The 16,503-nt window shown below is 66.9% G+C and carries 14 protein-coding genes; 8 read left to right on the top strand and 6 right to left on the bottom strand.

The genetic code is table 11. From position 1 onward, the window contains the following. Nucleotides 1–176 precede the first annotated feature (176 nt). Nucleotides 177–2,234, top strand: coding sequence for a TonB-dependent receptor (locus DUPY_RS22920; protein WP_070251443.1), 2,058 nt, complete (start codon nt 177–179; stop codon nt 2,232–2,234). 1 nt (nt 2,235) lies between these two features. Here DUPY_RS22920 and maiA read toward each other — a convergent pair whose 3' ends face one another. Next, a complete protein-coding gene (gene maiA, locus DUPY_RS22915; RefSeq protein WP_070251439.1) occupies nt 2,236–2,883 on the bottom strand; it encodes a maleylacetoacetate isomerase in 648 nt (215 codons plus the stop codon). Beyond that, complete coding sequence (locus DUPY_RS22910; protein WP_070251437.1) at nt 2,880–3,905, bottom strand: fumarylacetoacetate hydrolase family protein; 1,026 nt, start codon at nt 3,903–3,905, stop codon at nt 2,880–2,882. Before DUPY_RS22910 ends, maiA begins: the two co-directional genes overlap by 4 nt. A 151-nt stretch (nt 3,906–4,056) precedes the next feature. Here DUPY_RS22910 and DUPY_RS22905 point away from each other — a divergent pair, with 151 nt between their 5' ends. Genes DUPY_RS22905 through DUPY_RS22895 form a run of 3 tightly spaced genes read left to right on the top strand, consistent with a single transcriptional unit; the run spans nt 4,057 to nt 6,312 of the window. After that, a complete protein-coding gene (locus DUPY_RS22905) occupies nt 4,057–4,971 on the top strand; it encodes a LysR family transcriptional regulator (RefSeq protein ID WP_070251436.1) in 915 nt (304 codons plus the stop codon). Nucleotides 4,972–5,028: 57 nt separating this feature from the next. Beyond that, nucleotides 5,029–5,574 carry an NAD(P)H-dependent oxidoreductase gene (locus tag DUPY_RS22900; RefSeq protein WP_070251435.1) on the top strand — a complete coding sequence of 182 codons (546 nt, stop codon included), beginning with the start codon at nt 5,029–5,031 and terminating at the stop codon, nt 5,572–5,574. Between the two features lie 36 nt (nt 5,575–5,610). Next, nucleotides 5,611–6,312: a gamma-glutamylcyclotransferase gene (locus DUPY_RS22895; protein ID WP_070251433.1), complete on the top strand. Its 702-nt coding sequence runs from the start codon at nt 5,611–5,613 to the stop codon at nt 6,310–6,312. Between the two features lie 2 nt (nt 6,313–6,314). Here the strand turns inward: DUPY_RS22895 and DUPY_RS22890 are convergent, their stop codons facing one another. Continuing rightward, entirely contained in the window at nt 6,315–6,947 is a 633-nt protein-coding gene (locus DUPY_RS22890; RefSeq protein WP_070251431.1) for a TetR/AcrR family transcriptional regulator, read from the bottom strand. Between the two features lie 103 nt (nt 6,948–7,050). Between DUPY_RS22890 and DUPY_RS22885 the strand changes: the two genes are divergently transcribed. Continuing rightward, complete coding sequence (locus DUPY_RS22885) at nt 7,051–8,064, top strand: zinc-dependent alcohol dehydrogenase family protein (RefSeq protein WP_070251429.1); 1,014 nt, start codon at nt 7,051–7,053, stop codon at nt 8,062–8,064. A gap of 12 nt (nt 8,065–8,076) precedes the next feature. Here the strand turns inward: DUPY_RS22885 and DUPY_RS22880 are convergent, their stop codons facing one another. Further along, a complete protein-coding gene (locus DUPY_RS22880) occupies nt 8,077–9,198 on the bottom strand; it encodes a PA0069 family radical SAM protein (protein ID WP_070251441.1) in 1,122 nt (373 codons plus the stop codon). A 272-nt stretch (nt 9,199–9,470) separates the two neighbouring features. Here DUPY_RS22880 and DUPY_RS22875 point away from each other — a divergent pair, with 272 nt between their 5' ends. Genes DUPY_RS22875 through DUPY_RS22865 form a run of 3 tightly spaced genes read left to right on the top strand, consistent with a single transcriptional unit; the run spans nt 9,471 to nt 14,925 of the window. After that, nucleotides 9,471–10,148, top strand: coding sequence for a DUF2760 domain-containing protein (locus DUPY_RS22875; protein ID WP_070251427.1), 678 nt, complete (start codon nt 9,471–9,473; stop codon nt 10,146–10,148). Next, entirely contained in the window at nt 10,145–12,001 is a 1,857-nt protein-coding gene (locus DUPY_RS22870) for an Hsp70 family protein (protein WP_070251425.1), read from the top strand. The genes DUPY_RS22875 and DUPY_RS22870 overlap by 4 nt, the downstream gene beginning before the upstream one ends. A 29-nt stretch (nt 12,002–12,030) precedes the next feature. After that, a complete protein-coding gene (locus DUPY_RS22865; RefSeq protein WP_070251423.1) occupies nt 12,031–14,925 on the top strand; it encodes an Hsp70 family protein in 2,895 nt (964 codons plus the stop codon). Between the two features lie 39 nt (nt 14,926–14,964). Here the strand turns inward: DUPY_RS22865 and DUPY_RS22860 are convergent, their stop codons facing one another. Both DUPY_RS22860 and DUPY_RS22855 read right to left on the bottom strand, forming a co-directional pair. Then, nucleotides 14,965–15,621 carry a tRNA-uridine aminocarboxypropyltransferase gene (locus tag DUPY_RS22860; RefSeq protein ID WP_070251421.1) on the bottom strand — a complete coding sequence of 219 codons (657 nt, stop codon included), beginning with the start codon at nt 15,619–15,621 and terminating at the stop codon, nt 14,965–14,967. 11 nt (nt 15,622–15,632) lie between these two features. After that, nucleotides 15,633–16,503, bottom strand: an 871-nt coding sequence (locus DUPY_RS22855; RefSeq protein WP_229255473.1) for a methyl-accepting chemotaxis protein, incomplete at its 5' end; no start/stop codon positions are given.

Here is a 16,503-nt window from a genome sequence, read left to right as displayed (position 1 = left end):
AGGGCTTCCTGGCGGGCGAACCCTTGCCGGCCAAAGGCAATCTGCTCACGCGCTTCATGCGCCAGGCCGACCGGCAAGCCAGCTACCTGCCGCTGTACCACCCGCTGGGAGTGGTCAACAGCGCGGCGGCTTCTTCCATCCTTTAACCTCTACGATTCCGATAATTACATAATATGATGACTTCCATTCCCCAACTCAAACCCCTGCCGCTGCTGCTCGCCGGCCTGTTCATTTTCCAGGCCGGCGCCCGTGCGCAGGAGGCGCAAACTCTGCAACAAGTGACGGTTACCGGCAGCGCCGGCGGCGCGGCGGTGGTTGCCGCCGGCGCCAAGACCCGTGGCGGCGTGCTCGATACGCCGCAAGCGGTCAGCGTGGTCACCCAGGAAAGCCTGCGCAACCGCTCGGCGCTGACCAGCAAGGACGCCCTCGACTACACCAGCAGCGTGGTGGCCGGCCAGGGCGAAGGCCGCCGCGACGAATTCTATATCCGAGGTTTCTATTCGCTGCGCGACACCACGCTCGACGGCGTGCGCGACGACACGCTGTATTCGCGCGACCTGGCGACGGTCGAGCAGATCGAAGTGATCAAGGGCGCCGCCGCGGCGCTATACGGGCGCGGTTCGGCGGGCGGCATCATCAACCGGGTGAGCAAGCAACCGCGCGCCAAACAGCAGACCGAGATCACCGCCACTATCGGCTCGAACGCCGAGCGGCGCGTGAGCGTGGACACCGGCGGCGCCCTGAACGAGCAGGTCGATGCGCGCCTGATCGCCGTCTACGACACCGGCGACAGCTACCGCGACGTGGTCGAGCACACCCGCAAGCTGCTGGCGCCCTCGGTGAAATGGGCGTTGGCGCCGGCCACCTCGCTGCTGCTGCAGGCCGAGGTGCAGCGCGAAGACCGCACGCCCGATCGCGGCGTGCCGTCGCTCAATGGCCGCCCGGTCGCGGTCGATCCGGCCACCTTCTACGGCGAGCGGTACGACTACACCAGCACCGACAGCGACATGGGCAAGGCCAGGCTCGAACACCGCTTCAGTGACCGCCTGGCACTGGTCAACACGCTGCAATACAGCCGCACCGACCTCGATGGCGTGAATACCCGCAACCGCCGCGTGAACGCCAACGGCACGGTGTCGCGCCAGGTGACCTTCTTCCCGCAGCAGCAGCGCAACCTGATCAACCAGACCGAGATCACCTACACCGGCAACGGCCACGCAGTGCTGGTCGGCCTCGAGCTGTCGAAGCAAAAGCGCGACGTGGTGACGGCGCAAACCGGCATCGCCTTCCCGGTGGACCTGTACGCGCCGCAGCACGTGCTGGCCATGCCAGATCTGTCGGCGCTGCCGGTGTCGCTCAACAATGCCTTCGTCGCCAAGACCCAGGCCTTTTATGTGCAGGACCAGATCGACCTGGCGCCGAGGTGGAAGGCGCTGGCGGGCGTGCGCTTCGACCGTTTTGAACAGGAGCAGACCAACCGCCTGACCAATGTGCTGAGCGAGCGCACCGACAACAAGGCGTCGCCGCGCGTGGGGCTGGTGTACCAGCCGGTGGACGGCCAGTCGTGGTACCTGAACGTGGGGCGCTCGTACCAGCCGGGCGGCGGCGACCTGCTCTACACCGGCAATACCGCGCTCTCGCAAGTGCAGCCGTTGCAAACCGATTTGCAGGAGGTGGGCTACAAGCAGGACTGGCTCGGCGGCCGCTTCCTCACCACCGCCTCGCTGTTCCGCATCGAGCAGCGCAACCAGCTCACGCTCGACCCGACCGACCCGGCCGGCCTGCGCCAGCTGCAAGTGGGCAAGCAGCGCAACGAAGGCGTGGAGCTCGAGTTGCAGGGCCGCTTGTGGCAAGGCGGCCGGGTGAGCGCGGCTTACACCTATAACGATGCGCGCATCGTCGCCTCCAATGATATTGCGAGCGGCAACCGCGCCGAGATGACGGCGCGCCATCGCGCCAGCCTGTGGCTCGACCAGCAGCTGGCCGCGTCGTGGAGCGCAGGCCTGGGCGTGCTGCTCAACAGCGACCAGTTCGCCCTTTCCGACAACACCGTGCGCCTGCCCGGCTATGGCCGCGTGGATGCCGCGCTGACCTACCGCCAGCCGGCGTACGACGTGCGCTTCAAGATCAACAACCTCGGTGATGCGCGCTTCTTCGAATCGGCCATCAACAATGTGCAGATCCAGCCGGGGGCGCCGCGCAGCGCCAGCTTGACGGTGAGCGCGCGCTTCTGATCTACTCGGCGTCGGGCTGGCGCGACGGATGCGCCACCTGGAACGCCGGCAGTTGCGCGCACGCGGCATCGATGCGCACCAGCGCCGGAAATGGCGCCAGGTCGACATCGAAGCGCCGCGCACTGAACAGGTGCGGCACCAGGCAGCAGTCGGCCAGCGTGGGCTGGTCGCCATGGCAATAGGTGCCGCTGCTGCCGGCGCGCGCCAGCATGGCCTCGAACGTGGCCAGTCCTGCGTGCAGCCAGTGACGCTGCCAGGCCAGCTTGGTGTCTTCGCTTTGCCCCAGCTCCCCCTTCACGTATTTCAGCACGCGCAGGTTGCCCAGCGGGTGCGAGTCGGCCACCAGCGTGAGCGCCAGCTCACGTACGTGGGCGCGGCCGGCGGCATCGGCCGGCAGCAGCGGCGTGGCTGGATGCGTGTCTTCCAGGTATTCGAGGATGGCCAGCGACTGGCCGATGACGACGCCGTTGTCGTCTTCCAGCGTGGGCACCAGCGCCGACGGGTTGACCTGGCGGTAGGCGTCGGCCAGCTGCTCGCCGCCGCCGCGCAGCAGGTGCACGGGCACCGCCTCATACGCTATGCCCTTGAGCGCAAGCGCAATGCGCACCCGGTAGGCGGCCGAGCTGCGGAAGTAGGTGTAGAGCTTCATTGCACTTTTTCGCTGTAGTTAACCACGGACTGGTCGATCGCGCCGAAGATGCTGGCGCCGCTGGCATCCAGCATCTCGATGCGCACCCGGTCGCCGAATTGAAGATACGCGGTTTGCGGCTTGCCGGTCTCGATGGTTTCGTACATGCGCACCTCGGCCAGGCAGCAGTAACCGACGCCGCCGTTGGCGATGCTCGAGCCGTGCAGGTTGCCCTGCTTGTTGGAGACGGTGCCGGACCCGATGATGGTGCCGGCCGCCAGCTCGCGCGTGGCGGCGGCGTGCGCCACCAACTGGGCGAAGTTGAAGGTCATGTCCTCGCCGGCGTCGGGTTTGCCGAACGGCTGGCCGTTCAGCGCTACCAGCAGCGGCAGGTGCAGCTTGCTGTCCTGCCAATGCTGGCCCAATTCGTCGGGCGTGACCGCCACCGGCGCAAAGGCGCTGGCCGCTTTCGACTGGAAGAAACCGAAGCCCTTGGCCAGTTCGTTGGGGATCAGGTTGCGCAGCGAGACGTCGTTGACCAGCATGACCAGCCGGATCGCGGCGGCGGCATCGGCAGTCGTCACGCCCATCGCGACGTCGCCGGTGATCACGGCCACCTCGGCTTCGAGGTCGATGCCCCATTCTTCGGTGAGTGCGTAGATCGGATCGTTGGGCCCGATAAAACTGTCGGAGCCGCCCTGGTACATCAGCGGGTCGGTGTAGAACGACGCCGGCACCTCGGCATTGCGCGCCTTGCGCACCAGTTCCACGTGATTGATGTAGGCCGAACCGTCGGCCCATTGGTAGGCGCGCGGCAGCGGCGAGTGGAATGCGTGCTGGTCGAACGGCTTGGCGTCGATGGCCTCGCCGCTGTTGAGAATGTCGTACACCGACTGCAGGGGCGGCGATACCAGGTCCCAGTTATCGAGCGCGTGCTGCATGGTGGCCGAGATCTTGGGCACCAGCTGGTACTGCGTCAGGTCGCGGCTGACCACGACCAGGCGGCCGTCGCGGCTGCCGTCCTTGAGGGTGGCGAGCTTCATGCGCGGGCTCCCGGTGTGTTGGCGGCGGCGGTGATCGCGGTGGTGTGCATGTGCATGAGGTCTCCTGGTATGCGATGGTTTCCCTCGGATTAGACGCCAATCCGAGATATCATGCAAACGAGATTTCCTACATCACCTATCAAGTTTTCTGATGAATCCAAGTTTGCGCCACATGCGCGCCCTGGTGGCGCTGGCCAAGACCGGCAGTTTTACGCTGGCCGCCGAGCACCTGCACCTGACCCAGTCGGCCCTGAGCGGCCAGATCAAGGAGCTCGAGCAGATCTTGGGCCTGCGCGTGGTCGAGCGCACCACGCGCAAAGCGCAGCTGTCGGAACTGGGGCGCGAACTGACGCCGCTGTTCGAGAAAATGCTGCAAGACCTCGACCGCGCCATGGCCGACATTGCCAGCCGCAAGGCACTGAAACAAGGCATGGTGCGGGTGGCGGCGCCGCAGATGCTGTCGTGCACCTTGCTGCCCGAAGCAATTGCCGCTTACCGCGACCTGCATCCCGACGTGCAGGTGCGCCTGGCCGACAGCCCGGTCGAGCAGGTGTCGGCCAGGGTATTTTCTGGCGAGGTAGACTTCGGCATCGGTCCCGACCGCGATACCACGGCCGACATCGCTGCCGAAACGCTGTTCGAGATGCCGTTCGTGGTGGTATTCCCGCAGGGCCACCCCCTGCAACAGGCAGAACACGTGACCTGGGCCGACGTTGACCGCTACCCGTTCATCGCCTTGCAGGGCCAGTTCACCGAACGGTTGTTGCGTGATATGCACACTTCGTTTCGTGAATTATCGCTGCGGCCGGCCAACGAAGTGACCTTCATGACCACCGCGCTGGCGATGGTGCACGCCAACCTGGGCATCACCGTCTGCCTGCCGTACGCCGAGAAAATGGTGACCCGGTATGGCCTGCACATGCGTCAACTACAGGCGCCAGCACTGACCCGGCGCTTTTTCGTGTACACCCGCAACGCCCGCGCACTGTCGCCGGCGGCCGAGAGTTTTGTCGGCTTCCTCAAGCAATTCGTCGCTGCCCATCCGTGGCAAGTACCATTGCTGTAAAGAATACTTACATTTCATCCGATGACACACTGACAAGCGGCTGTTTATGCTCACCGGATGAACATTCTGCATATCGACTCCTGCGTGCTCGGCGACCAGTCGCGCTCACGCCGACATACGGCCGCTACCGTGGCCAACCTGGCCGCCACCACTCCCGGCGCCCGCGTCATCTACCGCGATTTGGCGGCAGCGCCGCTGTCGCACGTGAGCGGCCCGCTGCTGCAAGCGATGAGCCGGCAATGGAACGCCGCCATTCCCATGCATCCCGACCTGCGCGCCGAAATCCTGCTCAGCGCCGCGCTGCTGCAAGAATTCATCGAGGCTGACGTGGTGGTAGTCGGCGCTCCCATGCACAACTACTTTGCGCCGTCGTCGCTGAAGGTGTGGCTGGACCGTTTGCTGCATTTGCATGACCCGCGTGAAAACGTTTGCATGGCAGAGGTACGGGTGATCCTGGTCACCTCCGGAGCCGACGATCGGGCCGGCGCCCCGCTCGTGCAGCACTACGAAGAACTGCTGCAGGCGGCCTTCGCCACGATTGGTGTGCGACAATTGCAGATCGCGCGCAGCAGCGACTTCGCTGCGCAGGCGGAACGCAGCTAAATACAGCAGAGCACGGCAGAACAAAGCAACACGGACATGACAGCAGACACCATCGGCATCAACCAGAAGATGGACCAGTTCGACGGCCACCACAGCGTATGGCTGTTCGGCTACGGCTCGCTGATCTACAAGGCCGATTTCCCCTACCTGCAACGGCGCCCCGCCAGCATCGCCAACTGGACCCGGCGCTTCTGGCAGGGTTCGCACGACCATCGCGGCACGCCCGAGGCGCCGGGCCGCGTGGTGACCCTGATCGAAGCACCGGGCGCGATCTGCCACGGCATGGCCTACCTGATCACGCCCGAGGTGTTTGCCCATCTCGACCATCGCGAGAAAAATGGCTATTTGCGGCTGGCGACGCCGATCAGTTTCGAGGATGGGGATGGGGATGGCAACGGTAACGGCGATGATGCAGCTGCCGCCGAGGTCGCCGGCGCCGCCGGGGCCGCATTCAGCGGCGCGGCTGGCGACGGTTCGGGCAACCAGGCTGGTACGGCAGCCGGCAGCGTGCTGGGCCTGGTCTACATCGCCACGCCGGACAACATTGCCTTCATTGGCGAAGCTTCAGAACGCGACATCGCCGAGCACATCGCCCGCTCGGCCGGCCCCAGCGGTCCCAATAGCGACTACCTGAACCACCTGGCCCACGCGCTGCGCGAACTGGGCCGCGACGACGCGCACGTGTTCGAGATCGAGCGCCACCTGGCAGAACTGGCCAGCCGGATGGCGCGCACCTGACGTCAGCGCCCGGTTCGGCAGGCGTCCCAGGCCGCCATGGCGGACGTGACCGCAGCTTCGATGGCCGCCATCGGCACGCCATCGCGCACCTGGATCGATACACCGAGCAGAAAACCGTCGTACAACGCTAGCAGTCCCGGCAGGTCGGCGCCAGACGCCAGGTCGCCTGCATTGACGCCTGCTTGCAGGCAGTCGCGCAACACCTCGCGCGTGTAAGCCCGTCCCGCCGCCGCCACCGCGTGCGCGCCTTCCTGCGCGCCGTTACCCGGCCCGGAGCTGAACGGCGCCGACAGCGTCAACATGCAGCCCAACGGGTGCGCGCTATCGCCCTGCACCGCGATCGAGGCACGCAGCGCCCGTTCGAGCCGTTCGCGCGGCGGCAAGCCCTGCTCGCGCAAGATGCCAACCATGCCGCCATGCAGGGTCAGGTAACGCGACAGCGCCTCGCGGTACAAAGCGTCCTTCGACTCGAACGCCGCGTAAAAACTGGCGGACGAAATGCCCTTGCCAGCCCCCATCACGCGGCGCAGTTCATCGAGCGAGGCGCGATCGTACCCGCGTTCCCAGAACAGCAGCATGGCGCTGTCCACTGCCGCCTCACGGTCGAAACCGCGCGGTCTTCCTGCTGTTGCCATACGTTTTCCTCGCTTGCTGCAGCGCCAAATCATCACGTGTTGATCACTTGTATAATTATGGACTATTCGATCCACAATTAACACTACCCTCAAGGAAACCACCATGAAAGCACTTGAAATCGGCAAGCGCGATGGCCTCCATGCACTGCGCGCAACCACGCGCGAGACGCCGGTCGCGGGCCCGGGACAGGTGCTGGTTGCCCCGCGCCTGGTGAGTCTGATCAGCCGCGACCTGCAATTTGTGCGCGGCACCTACGGCGGCGTCCAGCCCGAAACGCGCATCCCGGTCTCCGAAGGCGTGGGTGTGGTGACTGCAGTCGCTGCAGGCGTGACCAGTGTCAAGGTGGGCGAGCGCGTGGTCTGCGGCCATTTCGCCAGCTGGATCGACGGTCCTTTCAATCCCGCCGTGTTCGGCCACGACATCGGCATTACCCACGATGGCTGGCTGGCCGAAACCGTGGTGCTGCCGGCCGCCGCCGTACTCCCGGTGCCCGCCTCGCTGGCCGACGAGGACGTGGCCGGCCTGGCATCGGCCGGCCTGACCGCGTGGAACGCGCTGGTCGAAGTGTGCCGCGTCAAACCTGGCGAACTGGTGCTGTGCCTGGGCACGGGCGGCGTGGCGTTGGCCGCCTTGAAACTTGCCAAGGTGCTCGGCGCGCGCGTGGCCATCACCTCGTCGAGCAATGCCAAGCTGGTGATCGCGCGCGAGCTGGGCGCCGACATCACCATCAATTACCGTACCCATCCGCAATGGGCCGCCGAGCTGATGGCGCAAACCGGCGGCGCTGGGGCCGACATCGTGATCGAAACCGGCGGCCAGGACACGCTCGGGCACTCGATCGCCGCGACCGCCGTCAACGGCCGCATCGTGATTATCGGTGTGACGCCGGGCCAGCAGCCGGCGGTGCCCGACTACGTCAGTTTCATCACCCGCAACATCACCATCCGCGGCATTGCCAACGGCAGCCGGGCCATGATGAGCGACCTGCTGCGGGCCGTGGCCGCCAACCGCATCACAACGACCGTGAGCAAGACCTTCGGCTTTGCCGAAGCGCCCGAGGCCTATGCCTATTACGCCGCCGCCAACCACGTCGGCAAGGTGATGATCAGGTTCTGACATCGCAGGCCGTCAGAACAGGTCGAGCTGCCCGCCGTTGAGCGCCTTGGCGCGCCCACCCAGCGGCGGCACAACCAGCGGCCGCACGAATTGCGTGGCGTCCATGGTGTGAAAGCGGCTGCCTTTCCCGGTCAGGCCCAGCCGCTCGGCGGCGATGGTGAAGCGCTGCCTGATCAGGTCGGCCCACACGCCCTCGCCCTTCATGCGGGTGGCGAAGTTGCTGTCGTAGTCTTTGCCGCCGCGCATGTCGCGCACGCGGTTCATCACGCGCTGGGCGCGGTCGGGAAAGTGTGCTTCGAGCCACTGGTGGAACAGCGGCGCCACCTCCCACGGCAGGCGCAGCACCGTGTAGTGCGCCGAGACGGCGCCGGCGTCCTTGACCGCCGCCAGCAGGCGCTCGATCTCCGGCTCCGTCACGAACGGGATGATCGGTGCGACGCTCACGGCCACGGGTATACCGGCGTCGGTGAGCGTGCGGATGGTGCGCAGGCGGCGGGCCGGCGCGGCCGCGCGTGGCTCCAGCGTGCGGGCGATGGCCGGGTCGAGCGTGGTGAGCGTGATCGCCACACCGGCCAGGCGCTGCGCCGCCATCGGCGCCAGGATGTCGATATCGCGCTCGATCAGCGCCGACTTGGTGATCAGCCCCACCGGGTGGTGGCACTCTTGCAGCACTTCGAGCACGCGGCGCGTGAGCTTGCGCTCGCGCTCGCACGGCTGGTAGGCGTCGGTATTGACGCCGAGCGCGATCGATTCCGGCACATAACCGGACTTGGCCAGTTCGCGGCGCAGCATATCGGGTGCGTTGACCTTGGCAAAAATCTTGCTCTCGAAGTCCATGCCCGGCGACAGGCCCAGATAGCTGTGCGTGGGGCGCGCAAAACAATAAATGCAGCCATGCTCGCAACCACGATACGGATTGAGCGAAACACCGAACGGCAAGTCCGGCGAGGCATTGCGGCTGAGGATGGACTTGCAAACCTCGTCGATGACCTGGGTTTTCCATGCGGTGGCCTCCTCTTGTTCGCGTTGCCAGCCGTCGTCGTACGCCTCGCGCGCGTGGACCTCGAACCGGCCCTGCAGATTGGACACGGCGCCACGCCCCTTGTGCGCCTTGAGCGACTGCGGCGGCAGCATCACTTGCGACTGGTTGTTATCGTCATGGGTTTCATCGTGGGACATATCCGGCCTTGATACTGTATATATAAACAGTATTCTAGGCCTGCACCTCCGCCTTATCAAGCGCTAAATCTGGCGTGCGCACCCGGGCCACTTTGGCGCCCCTGCCCAAACTGGTATCATGCAGGGCTTCCGGGGGCCAGGCCCCCGCGCGCCTTGCGCGACTCCAACCAATACACGCCGGAACGCCGCCTCATGCGGCGCGCCGGCACACTCACCGCGAGCAATTGATGAACACACCAAACCAACCGCTGCCGTCTTTTTTCAGCCGCATTTCGATCGCCATCGGCGCCTTTTTCCGCGCCATTTCCGATGCTGAATATGCCGCCCGCCTGACCCGCATGGACGACGCGCCCGCGCCGGTCGCCGCCCCGACGCCGGTGCCGGTGCCGGTCCCCACCCCGGTGCCGGTGCCGGTACCGACGCCACTGCCGGTTCCAACGCCGGTGCCGGTGCCAACGCCAGTACCCGTGCCGACGCCGGTGCCAGTCACTACCCCGCCACCGCCGCCGGTCACCCTGCGCGTGGCCACGCCCGACGCCGCCCTGCAGTTGCTCAGCCTGTTCCAGCGTGAGGCGCGCCTGATCGACTTCACCCAGGAAAACCTGTCTGCCTACTCCGACGCCGACATCGGCGCCGCTGCCCGCGTGGTGCACGAAGGTTGCAGCAAGGTGCTGCGCGAACACTTCACCATCGAAGCCGTGCGCAGCGAAGCCGAAGGCAGCCGCGTGGTGCTGGAACAGGGGTTTGATGCCGCCGCCGTGCGCCTGACCGGCAACGTGGTCGGCCAGGCGCCGTTCCGTGGCACGCTCAGCCATCGCGGCTGGCGCTCGACCGACGTGCGCCTGCCGAAACTGGCCGAAGCGCACGACGCCGCCATCCTGGCCCCGGCGGAGGTGGAACTGTGAGCGATCCACGTTACGCCATCGGCATCGACCTGGGCACCACCCACAGCGCCCTGTCCTATGTGAACCTGCAAGCGAGCGACGGCGAAAAGACCACGCACGGCGTGCTGGCGATTCCCCAGTTGACCGCGCCGGGCACGGTGGAAGACCTGCCGCTGCTGCCGTCGTTCCTGTACCTGCCGCACGCCGACGAACTGGCGCCCGGAGAAAACAAGCTGCCCTGGCAGCAGAGCGACGCCGAGCTATCTGGCGTGGCTGGCGTGGCCGGCGAAATGGCGCGCAGCCGTGGCGCCACCACGCCGATCCGACTGGTTTCCAGCGCCAAGAGCTGGTTGAGCCATCCCGGCGTGGACCGCCGCTCGGCCCTGCTGCCGGCCGACGCGCCGGAAGAAGTCACGCGCGTGTCGCCATTGGCGGCGTCCACCCGCTACCTGGCCCACCTGCGCCAGGCGTGGGAGCAGGCGCACCCGGAAGCGCCGTTCAACGAGCAGGCGATCACCGTCACCATTCCCGCCTCGTTCGACCCGGGCGCGCGCGAACTGACGGCCGAAGCGGCGCGTGCCGCCGGCTACCAGAACCTCACGCTGCTGGAAGAACCGCAAGCGGCCCTGTACAGCTGGATCCAGGGCAGCGAAGGCCGCTGGCGCAAGGAAGTCAAACCGGGCGACATCATCCTGGTGGTGGACGTGGGCGGCGGCACCAGCGACTTTTCGCTGATCGCCGTGCTCGAACGCGATGGCGTGCTCGAACCGCACCGCATCGCCGTCGGCGACCACATCCTGCTGGGCGGCGACAATATGGACCTGGCGCTGGCGCACCTGGTGGCGCGCAAGCTGGCCGCCAGCGGCACCCAGCTCGATGCGTGGCAGATGCGCGCTCTGACCTACGGCAGCCGCACCGCCAAGGAAAAGCTGCTGGCCGACGCCAGCATCGAGACCTGGCCGATCGTGGTGCCAAGCCGTGGCTCGAAACTGATCGGCGGTTCGATCCGCACCGAACTCACGCGCGCCGAAGTCACCACGTTCATCCTCGACGGCTTCTTCCCGACGGTTGAGGCATCAAGCCGACCGGCCGTGCGCCAGCGCGCAGGCCTGACCCAACTGGGCCTGCCGTACGCGCAGGACGCCGGCGTGACGCGCCACCTGGCCGCGTTCCTGGCGCGCCAGGTGGGCGCCACCAGCGAGCTCGAAGGCTACAGCGGCCAGCAAAAGCTTGATGCTACCTTCCTCCATCCGACTGCTGTGCTGTTCAACGGCGGCGTGTTCAAGTCCGAGCTGCTGGCCCAGCGCATCATGGCCACCCTCAACGACTGGCTGTACATGGAAGGCGCGGAGCCTGCCCGCATGCTGGGCGGGGCGGACCTCGACCTGGCGGTGGCGCGCGGCGCGGCCTATTACAGCTACGTGCGGCGCGGTACCGGCGTGCGCATACGCGGCGGCACGGCGCGTTCGTACTACGTGGCGATCGAGTCATCGATGCCCGCCATTCCTGGCATGGAGCCGCCGATCCAGGCGCTGTGCGTGGCGCCGTTCGGCATGGAAGAAGGCAGCGAGATCGAGCTGCCGAACCAGGAGTTCGGCCTGGTGGTCGGCGAGCCGGTGCAGTTCCGCTTCTTCGGCTCGTCGGTGCGCCGCCAGGACCAGATCGGCGACCTGCTCGACTTCTGGGGCCCGGATGAACTGGTCGAGATGAACGAGATCCAGGCCACCCTGTCGCCCGAGGGCCGCCAGTCCGGCGACGTGGTGCAGGTGCGCCTGCACGCCATGGCCACCGAATCGGGCACGCTCGAACTGCTGGCCGTGGCCAGCGACGGCCAGCGCTGGAAGGTGGAGTTCGACGTGCGCAGCGGCGCCTGATCTTAACGTTACCTTCACGAAGAACCAGCATGGGCCAGTACCTCGTCAGCATCGATCTTGGCACCACCAATACGGTGCTGGCCTACGCGGCGCCAAACAGCTCGACCATCGAACTGTTCGACATCGAACAACTGGTGGCTCCGGGCGAAATCGGCGCCGCCACCCTGCTGCCCTCGGTGCGCTACCACCCGGCCGAAGGAGAGTTCGCCGCCGGCGAGCTGCAACTGCCGTGGCGCGATGCCGATGTCGCAGGCCTGGCGCAAGTGGTCACCGGCCGCCTGGCCCGCAAGCTTGGCGCCCAGGTACCGGGCCGGCTGGTGGCCAGCGCCAAGAGCTGGCTGTCGCACCCGGGGGTAGATCGCACCGCGCCGATCCTGCCGTGGGGCGCGGAAGCCGATGTGGCCAAGGTGTCGCCGGTGGCCGCCAGCGCCGCGTACCTGGCGCACCTGCGCGCCGCCTGGAACACCCGCTTTCCCGACTACCCGCTCGAACAGCAGCAACTGGTACTGACCATCCCCGCGTCGTTCGACGAAGGCGCACGCGCCCTCACCTTGCAGGCAGCGCGGCAAGCCGGCCTGCCTGCGCTGCGGCTGCTGGAAGAGCCGCAGGCGGCCTTCTACGACTGGCTGTACCGCCAGCGCGCCACGCTGGCTGCCGACCTGGCCGATACGCGCCTGGCGCTGGTGTGCGACGTGGGCGGCGGCACCACCGACTTTTCGCTGATCCAGGTGACAGTGGTGAACGGTGCGCCACAGATCAGCCGCATTGGCGTGGGCAACCACCTGATCCTCGGCGGCGACAATATGGACCTGGCGCTGGCGCACCTGGTGGAGTCGCGCCTGCCGGTACCTGGTGGCGCCGCACCGGCGCGGCTGTCGGCCGGTCGCCTGGCCCAGCTGACAGAGCGCTGCCGCGCCGCCAAGGAGCAACTGCTGGCCGCCGATGCGCCCGACAAAACCACGGTCACCCTGCTCGGTGCTGGCTCCAGGCTGATCGGCGGCTCACGCTCGGCCGACCTGACGCGCGACGAAGTGGCGCAACTGGTGGTCGATGGCTTTTTCCCGCTGAACCAAGAACGCGAACCGGCGCGGCGCGGGCGCGGCGCCATCATCGAATTCGGCCTGCCCTACGCCAGCGACGCCGCCATCACACGTCACCTGGCCGGCTTCCTGCGCCAACATGCACCGGCCGCGCGCGCGGCGCTGGGCCTGGCGCCCGACGATGCCACCATTCCCGTACCGGACACGCTGCTGCTCAACGGCGGCGTATTCCGCTCCGACGCGCTGGGCCGACGCCTGGAGCAGGTACTGGCGCAATGGCGCGGCGCGCCGCTGCGCGTGCTTCACAACGATAATCCCGACGTCGCGGTGGCACGTGGCGGCGTGGCCTACGCACTGGGCCAGTCCGGGCGGGCGCCCGTGATCGGCGGCGGCTCGCCACGCAGCTACTTCCTGCTGCTTGACGACGAACGCCCTGACAAGCCGCGCCGCGCGATCTGCCTGCTGCCGCGCGGCAGCGCCGAGAACCGCGAACTGCTGCTGGCCGAGCGCACTTTCGCCCTGCGGCTGGGGCGCCCGGTGCGCTTCCACATCGCGTCTTCCACGTCCGACGTCGTTACGCCGCAAGCCGGTGACCTGGTCGATCTGCAGCCCGACGACTACGTGCAACTGCCGCCGATTGCCACCGTACTGCGCGACAGCCACGCCGCCAGCAGCCGCAAGGAACTACCCGTGCGCCTGGCTGCCACGCTGAGCGAAGTGGGCACGCTGGAAATACACTGCGTGGCTACCGATGGCGGCCAGCGCTGGCAGCTGGAGTTTCAGCTGCGCGATGAAGGCCCTGCCGCCAGCGCCGAAGACGACGACATCGCCACCATCGATGGCGCGCCATCGCCCAATGCGGTTATGCCCGCCGGCCTGCCTGCCGCGCTGGAAAAAATCGACCGCATCTTCGGCAGCCGTGCGCTGCAAATCGAACTGAAAGAAGTCAGGCAGTTGCGCGGTCAATTGGAGCACCTGCTGGGCAGCCGCGAAAGCTGGACCACGCCGGTGTTGCGGCGCCTGTGCGACGCCCTGATCGAACGCGCGCGCGGCCGGCGCCGCTCGTCCGAGCACGAACGCGCCTGGCTCAACCTGGCCGGCTACAGCCTGCGGCCCGGCTTCGGCCACCCGCTCGACGAATGGCGCATCGAACAGTTGTGGGCCCTGTACGAGACCGGTGTGCAGCACCACGCCGACGGACAGGTATGCGCCGAATGGTGGACCCTGTGGCGCCGCGTGGCCGGTGGCCTGTCGGTCGAAGCCCAGCTGCGCGTGCTCGACGACTTCGCCTTCAACGTGCAGGCCGACGCCCAGGAACGTGGGCGCCGGCCGCATACGCTGGTCAATGGCAGCGAGGAAGACATGCTGCGCCTGGGCGCCTCGCTCGAACGCATCCCGGGCAGCTACAAGGCGGAGATCGGCGCCTGGATGCTGGGCCGGCTGGACGCGGCCACCAAGGCTGCCGCCAAGGCAGCACTGAATAAAACCCGCGCCGGGGCGGCCAATGCCGGCAAGGCCGAGGCCACGCAGGCGCGCTTCCTGTGGGGCCTCTCGCGGGTGGGCGCACGCCAGCCGTTCCACGGCAGCGCGCACGACGTGGTCGCCGCCAGCACGGTGGCCCAGTGGCTGGCGGCGATCCTGGCGCTGGACTGGAAAAAAGTGGAACCGGCCGGCTTTGCCGCCGCCCACCTGGCGCGCATGACAGGGGACCGCACGCGCGACATCGACGACACGCTGCGCGCTGAGATCCTGCGCCGGCTGTCAGCGGTGGGTGCGCCCGCCAACTGGAGCGCGATGGTGCGCGAAGTGGTGCAGCTCGACCAGGCCGACGAGAAGCGCATGCTGGGCGAGGCGCTGCCGCCGGGCCTCAAGCTGCTCAGCTAAGCGAAACGTCGTCCCCACGCAGGCGGGGACCCGATGTGATCAGGGCGCATGGCAAGGCACATAGCTGCCCAGCTGCGCCACGAAGCCATCGAAGGCGTCGATCAACGCCGCGTAACGCTCGGGCGCCTGTTCCAGCTGCGCCAGCGCATACGCGGTCGCCTCCAGCGTCGAGAGCTGGTCCGGCAGGTGTGCCTTGCGGATCAGGTAGTGCGATGCCGGCGTATCCGTCAACGGCAGCCGGGGCAGCGCGTGCAACTGCGGGTTCAGATACAGCATCTTGCGGCTTTTTCGCCAGGTGCCGTCCAGCACCACCAGCCGCAGGCGCTCGGGTGTCGCCAGCCAGGCGTCATCGAACGCCGGCGGCGTGGCGACACCGAGCGATTTTTCTTCCGCCGTTTCCGGGTACAGCAGCACGTTATGACGCCCACCGGACAGCAAGGTCCGCAACCGCTCAGGCTCGAACGCCTCGCCCACTTCCAGCCGGCTGCCGGCCAGGCACAAATGCAGCAGCCGCGCACTGCCCTTGGCGTTGGACACTTCCATCGGATGCTGGAGCACCAGCACTTCCACTTGCGCCGCAATCGGCGTCACCCAGCAGCAGATGCAGGTGCGCTGCGGGCGCAGGCACGCCAGGCAGTGCTGGCGTGCTGGTGTTGTCGAAGAATTGGTGGAGGCGCTGTCGGTACGGGTAGTCATGGACCGGTATTCTACCGAAGCGCCAACACTCCCGTGTCATGCAGCTTGAACACGCTGACCACGTCGGCCAGCTTGGCCGATTGCTCCTGCATCGATTCGGCCGCTGCCGCCGCCTGCTCCACCAGCGCGGCGTTCTGCTGGGTCACCTGGTCCATTTGCGTGATGGCGTCGTTCACTTGCGCGATACCCTGGCTCTGCTCTTCGCTGGCATTGCTGATCCGCGTCATGATCTGCGTGACGCGGCCGATGCTGGTGACGATTTCGGACATGGTCTGGCCGGCCTTGTCCACGAGGTCCGACCCCAGCGCCACCTTTTGCACCGAGTCGTCGATCAGGACCTTGATGTCCTTGGCCGCGGCAGCGGAGCGCTGCGCCAGGCTGCGCACTTCGGACGCCACCACCGCAAAGCCGCGTCCCTGTTCGCCGGCGCGCGCCGCTTCCACCGCTGCATTGAGCGCCAGGATATTGGTCTGGAAGGCGATGCTGTCGATGACGGAAATGATCTCGACGATCTTGCGCGACGAGTCGTTGATCGAGCCCATGGTGTTGACCACCTCGCCAACCACCGAGCCGCCCCGGCTGGCGATGTGCGAGGCGTTGATCGCCAGCTCGTTGGCCTGGCGCGCATTCTCGGCGTTGAACCTGACGGTGGATGTCAGTTCCTCCATCGACGACGCGGTTTCTTCGAGCGAGCTGGCTTGCTGTTCGGTGCGCGACGACAGGTCCTGGTTGCCGGCGGCGATCTGGGTCGATGCCGTGGCCATCAATTCGGTGCCGCTGCGCACCTGGGCAACGATGCCCACCAGGTTGGCATTCATCACCTTCAGCGCATTCATCAGCTGCCCGGTTTCATCATTGCTGGCGACCTGGATATGGCTGGTC

It is taken from the genome of Duganella phyllosphaerae (assembly GCF_001758785.1).
In the GTDB taxonomy this organism is placed as follows: domain Bacteria; phylum Pseudomonadota; class Gammaproteobacteria; order Burkholderiales; family Burkholderiaceae_D; genus Rugamonas; species Rugamonas phyllosphaerae.
Note: the sequence above shows the minus strand (reverse complement) of the source record. Positions and strands in the feature narration are given on the sequence as shown.

What these genes read in the sequence shown, in the direction of transcription:
- maiA (WP_070251439.1), bottom strand. Translation starts at nt 2,883, where the DNA reads ATGAAGCTCTACACCTACTTCCGCAGCTCGGCCGCCTACCGGGTGCGC.
- DUPY_RS22895 (WP_070251433.1), top strand. Translation starts at nt 5,611, where the DNA reads ATGACAGCAGACACCATCGGCATCAACCAGAAGATGGACCAGTTCGAC.
- DUPY_RS22860 (WP_070251421.1), bottom strand. Translation starts at nt 15,621, where the DNA reads ATGACTACCCGTACCGACAGCGCCTCCACCAATTCTTCGACAACACCA.
- DUPY_RS22885 (WP_070251429.1), top strand. Translation starts at nt 7,051, where the DNA reads ATGAAAGCACTTGAAATCGGCAAGCGCGATGGCCTCCATGCACTGCGC.
- DUPY_RS22920 (WP_070251443.1), top strand. Translation starts at nt 177, where the DNA reads ATGACTTCCATTCCCCAACTCAAACCCCTGCCGCTGCTGCTCGCCGGC.
- DUPY_RS22880 (WP_070251441.1), bottom strand. Translation starts at nt 9,198, where the DNA reads ATGCTGCCGCCGCAGTCGCTCAAGGCGCACAAGGGGCGTGGCGCCGTG.
- DUPY_RS22910 (WP_070251437.1), bottom strand. Translation starts at nt 3,905, where the DNA reads ATGAAGCTCGCCACCCTCAAGGACGGCAGCCGCGACGGCCGCCTGGTC.
- DUPY_RS22865 (WP_070251423.1), top strand. Translation starts at nt 12,031, where the DNA reads ATGGGCCAGTACCTCGTCAGCATCGATCTTGGCACCACCAATACGGTG.
- DUPY_RS22875 (WP_070251427.1), top strand. Translation starts at nt 9,471, where the DNA reads ATGAACACACCAAACCAACCGCTGCCGTCTTTTTTCAGCCGCATTTCG.
- DUPY_RS22890 (WP_070251431.1), bottom strand. Translation starts at nt 6,947, where the DNA reads ATGGCAACAGCAGGAAGACCGCGCGGTTTCGACCGTGAGGCGGCAGTG.
- DUPY_RS22905 (WP_070251436.1), top strand. Translation starts at nt 4,057, where the DNA reads ATGAATCCAAGTTTGCGCCACATGCGCGCCCTGGTGGCGCTGGCCAAG.
- DUPY_RS22900 (WP_070251435.1), top strand. Translation starts at nt 5,029, where the DNA reads ATGAACATTCTGCATATCGACTCCTGCGTGCTCGGCGACCAGTCGCGC.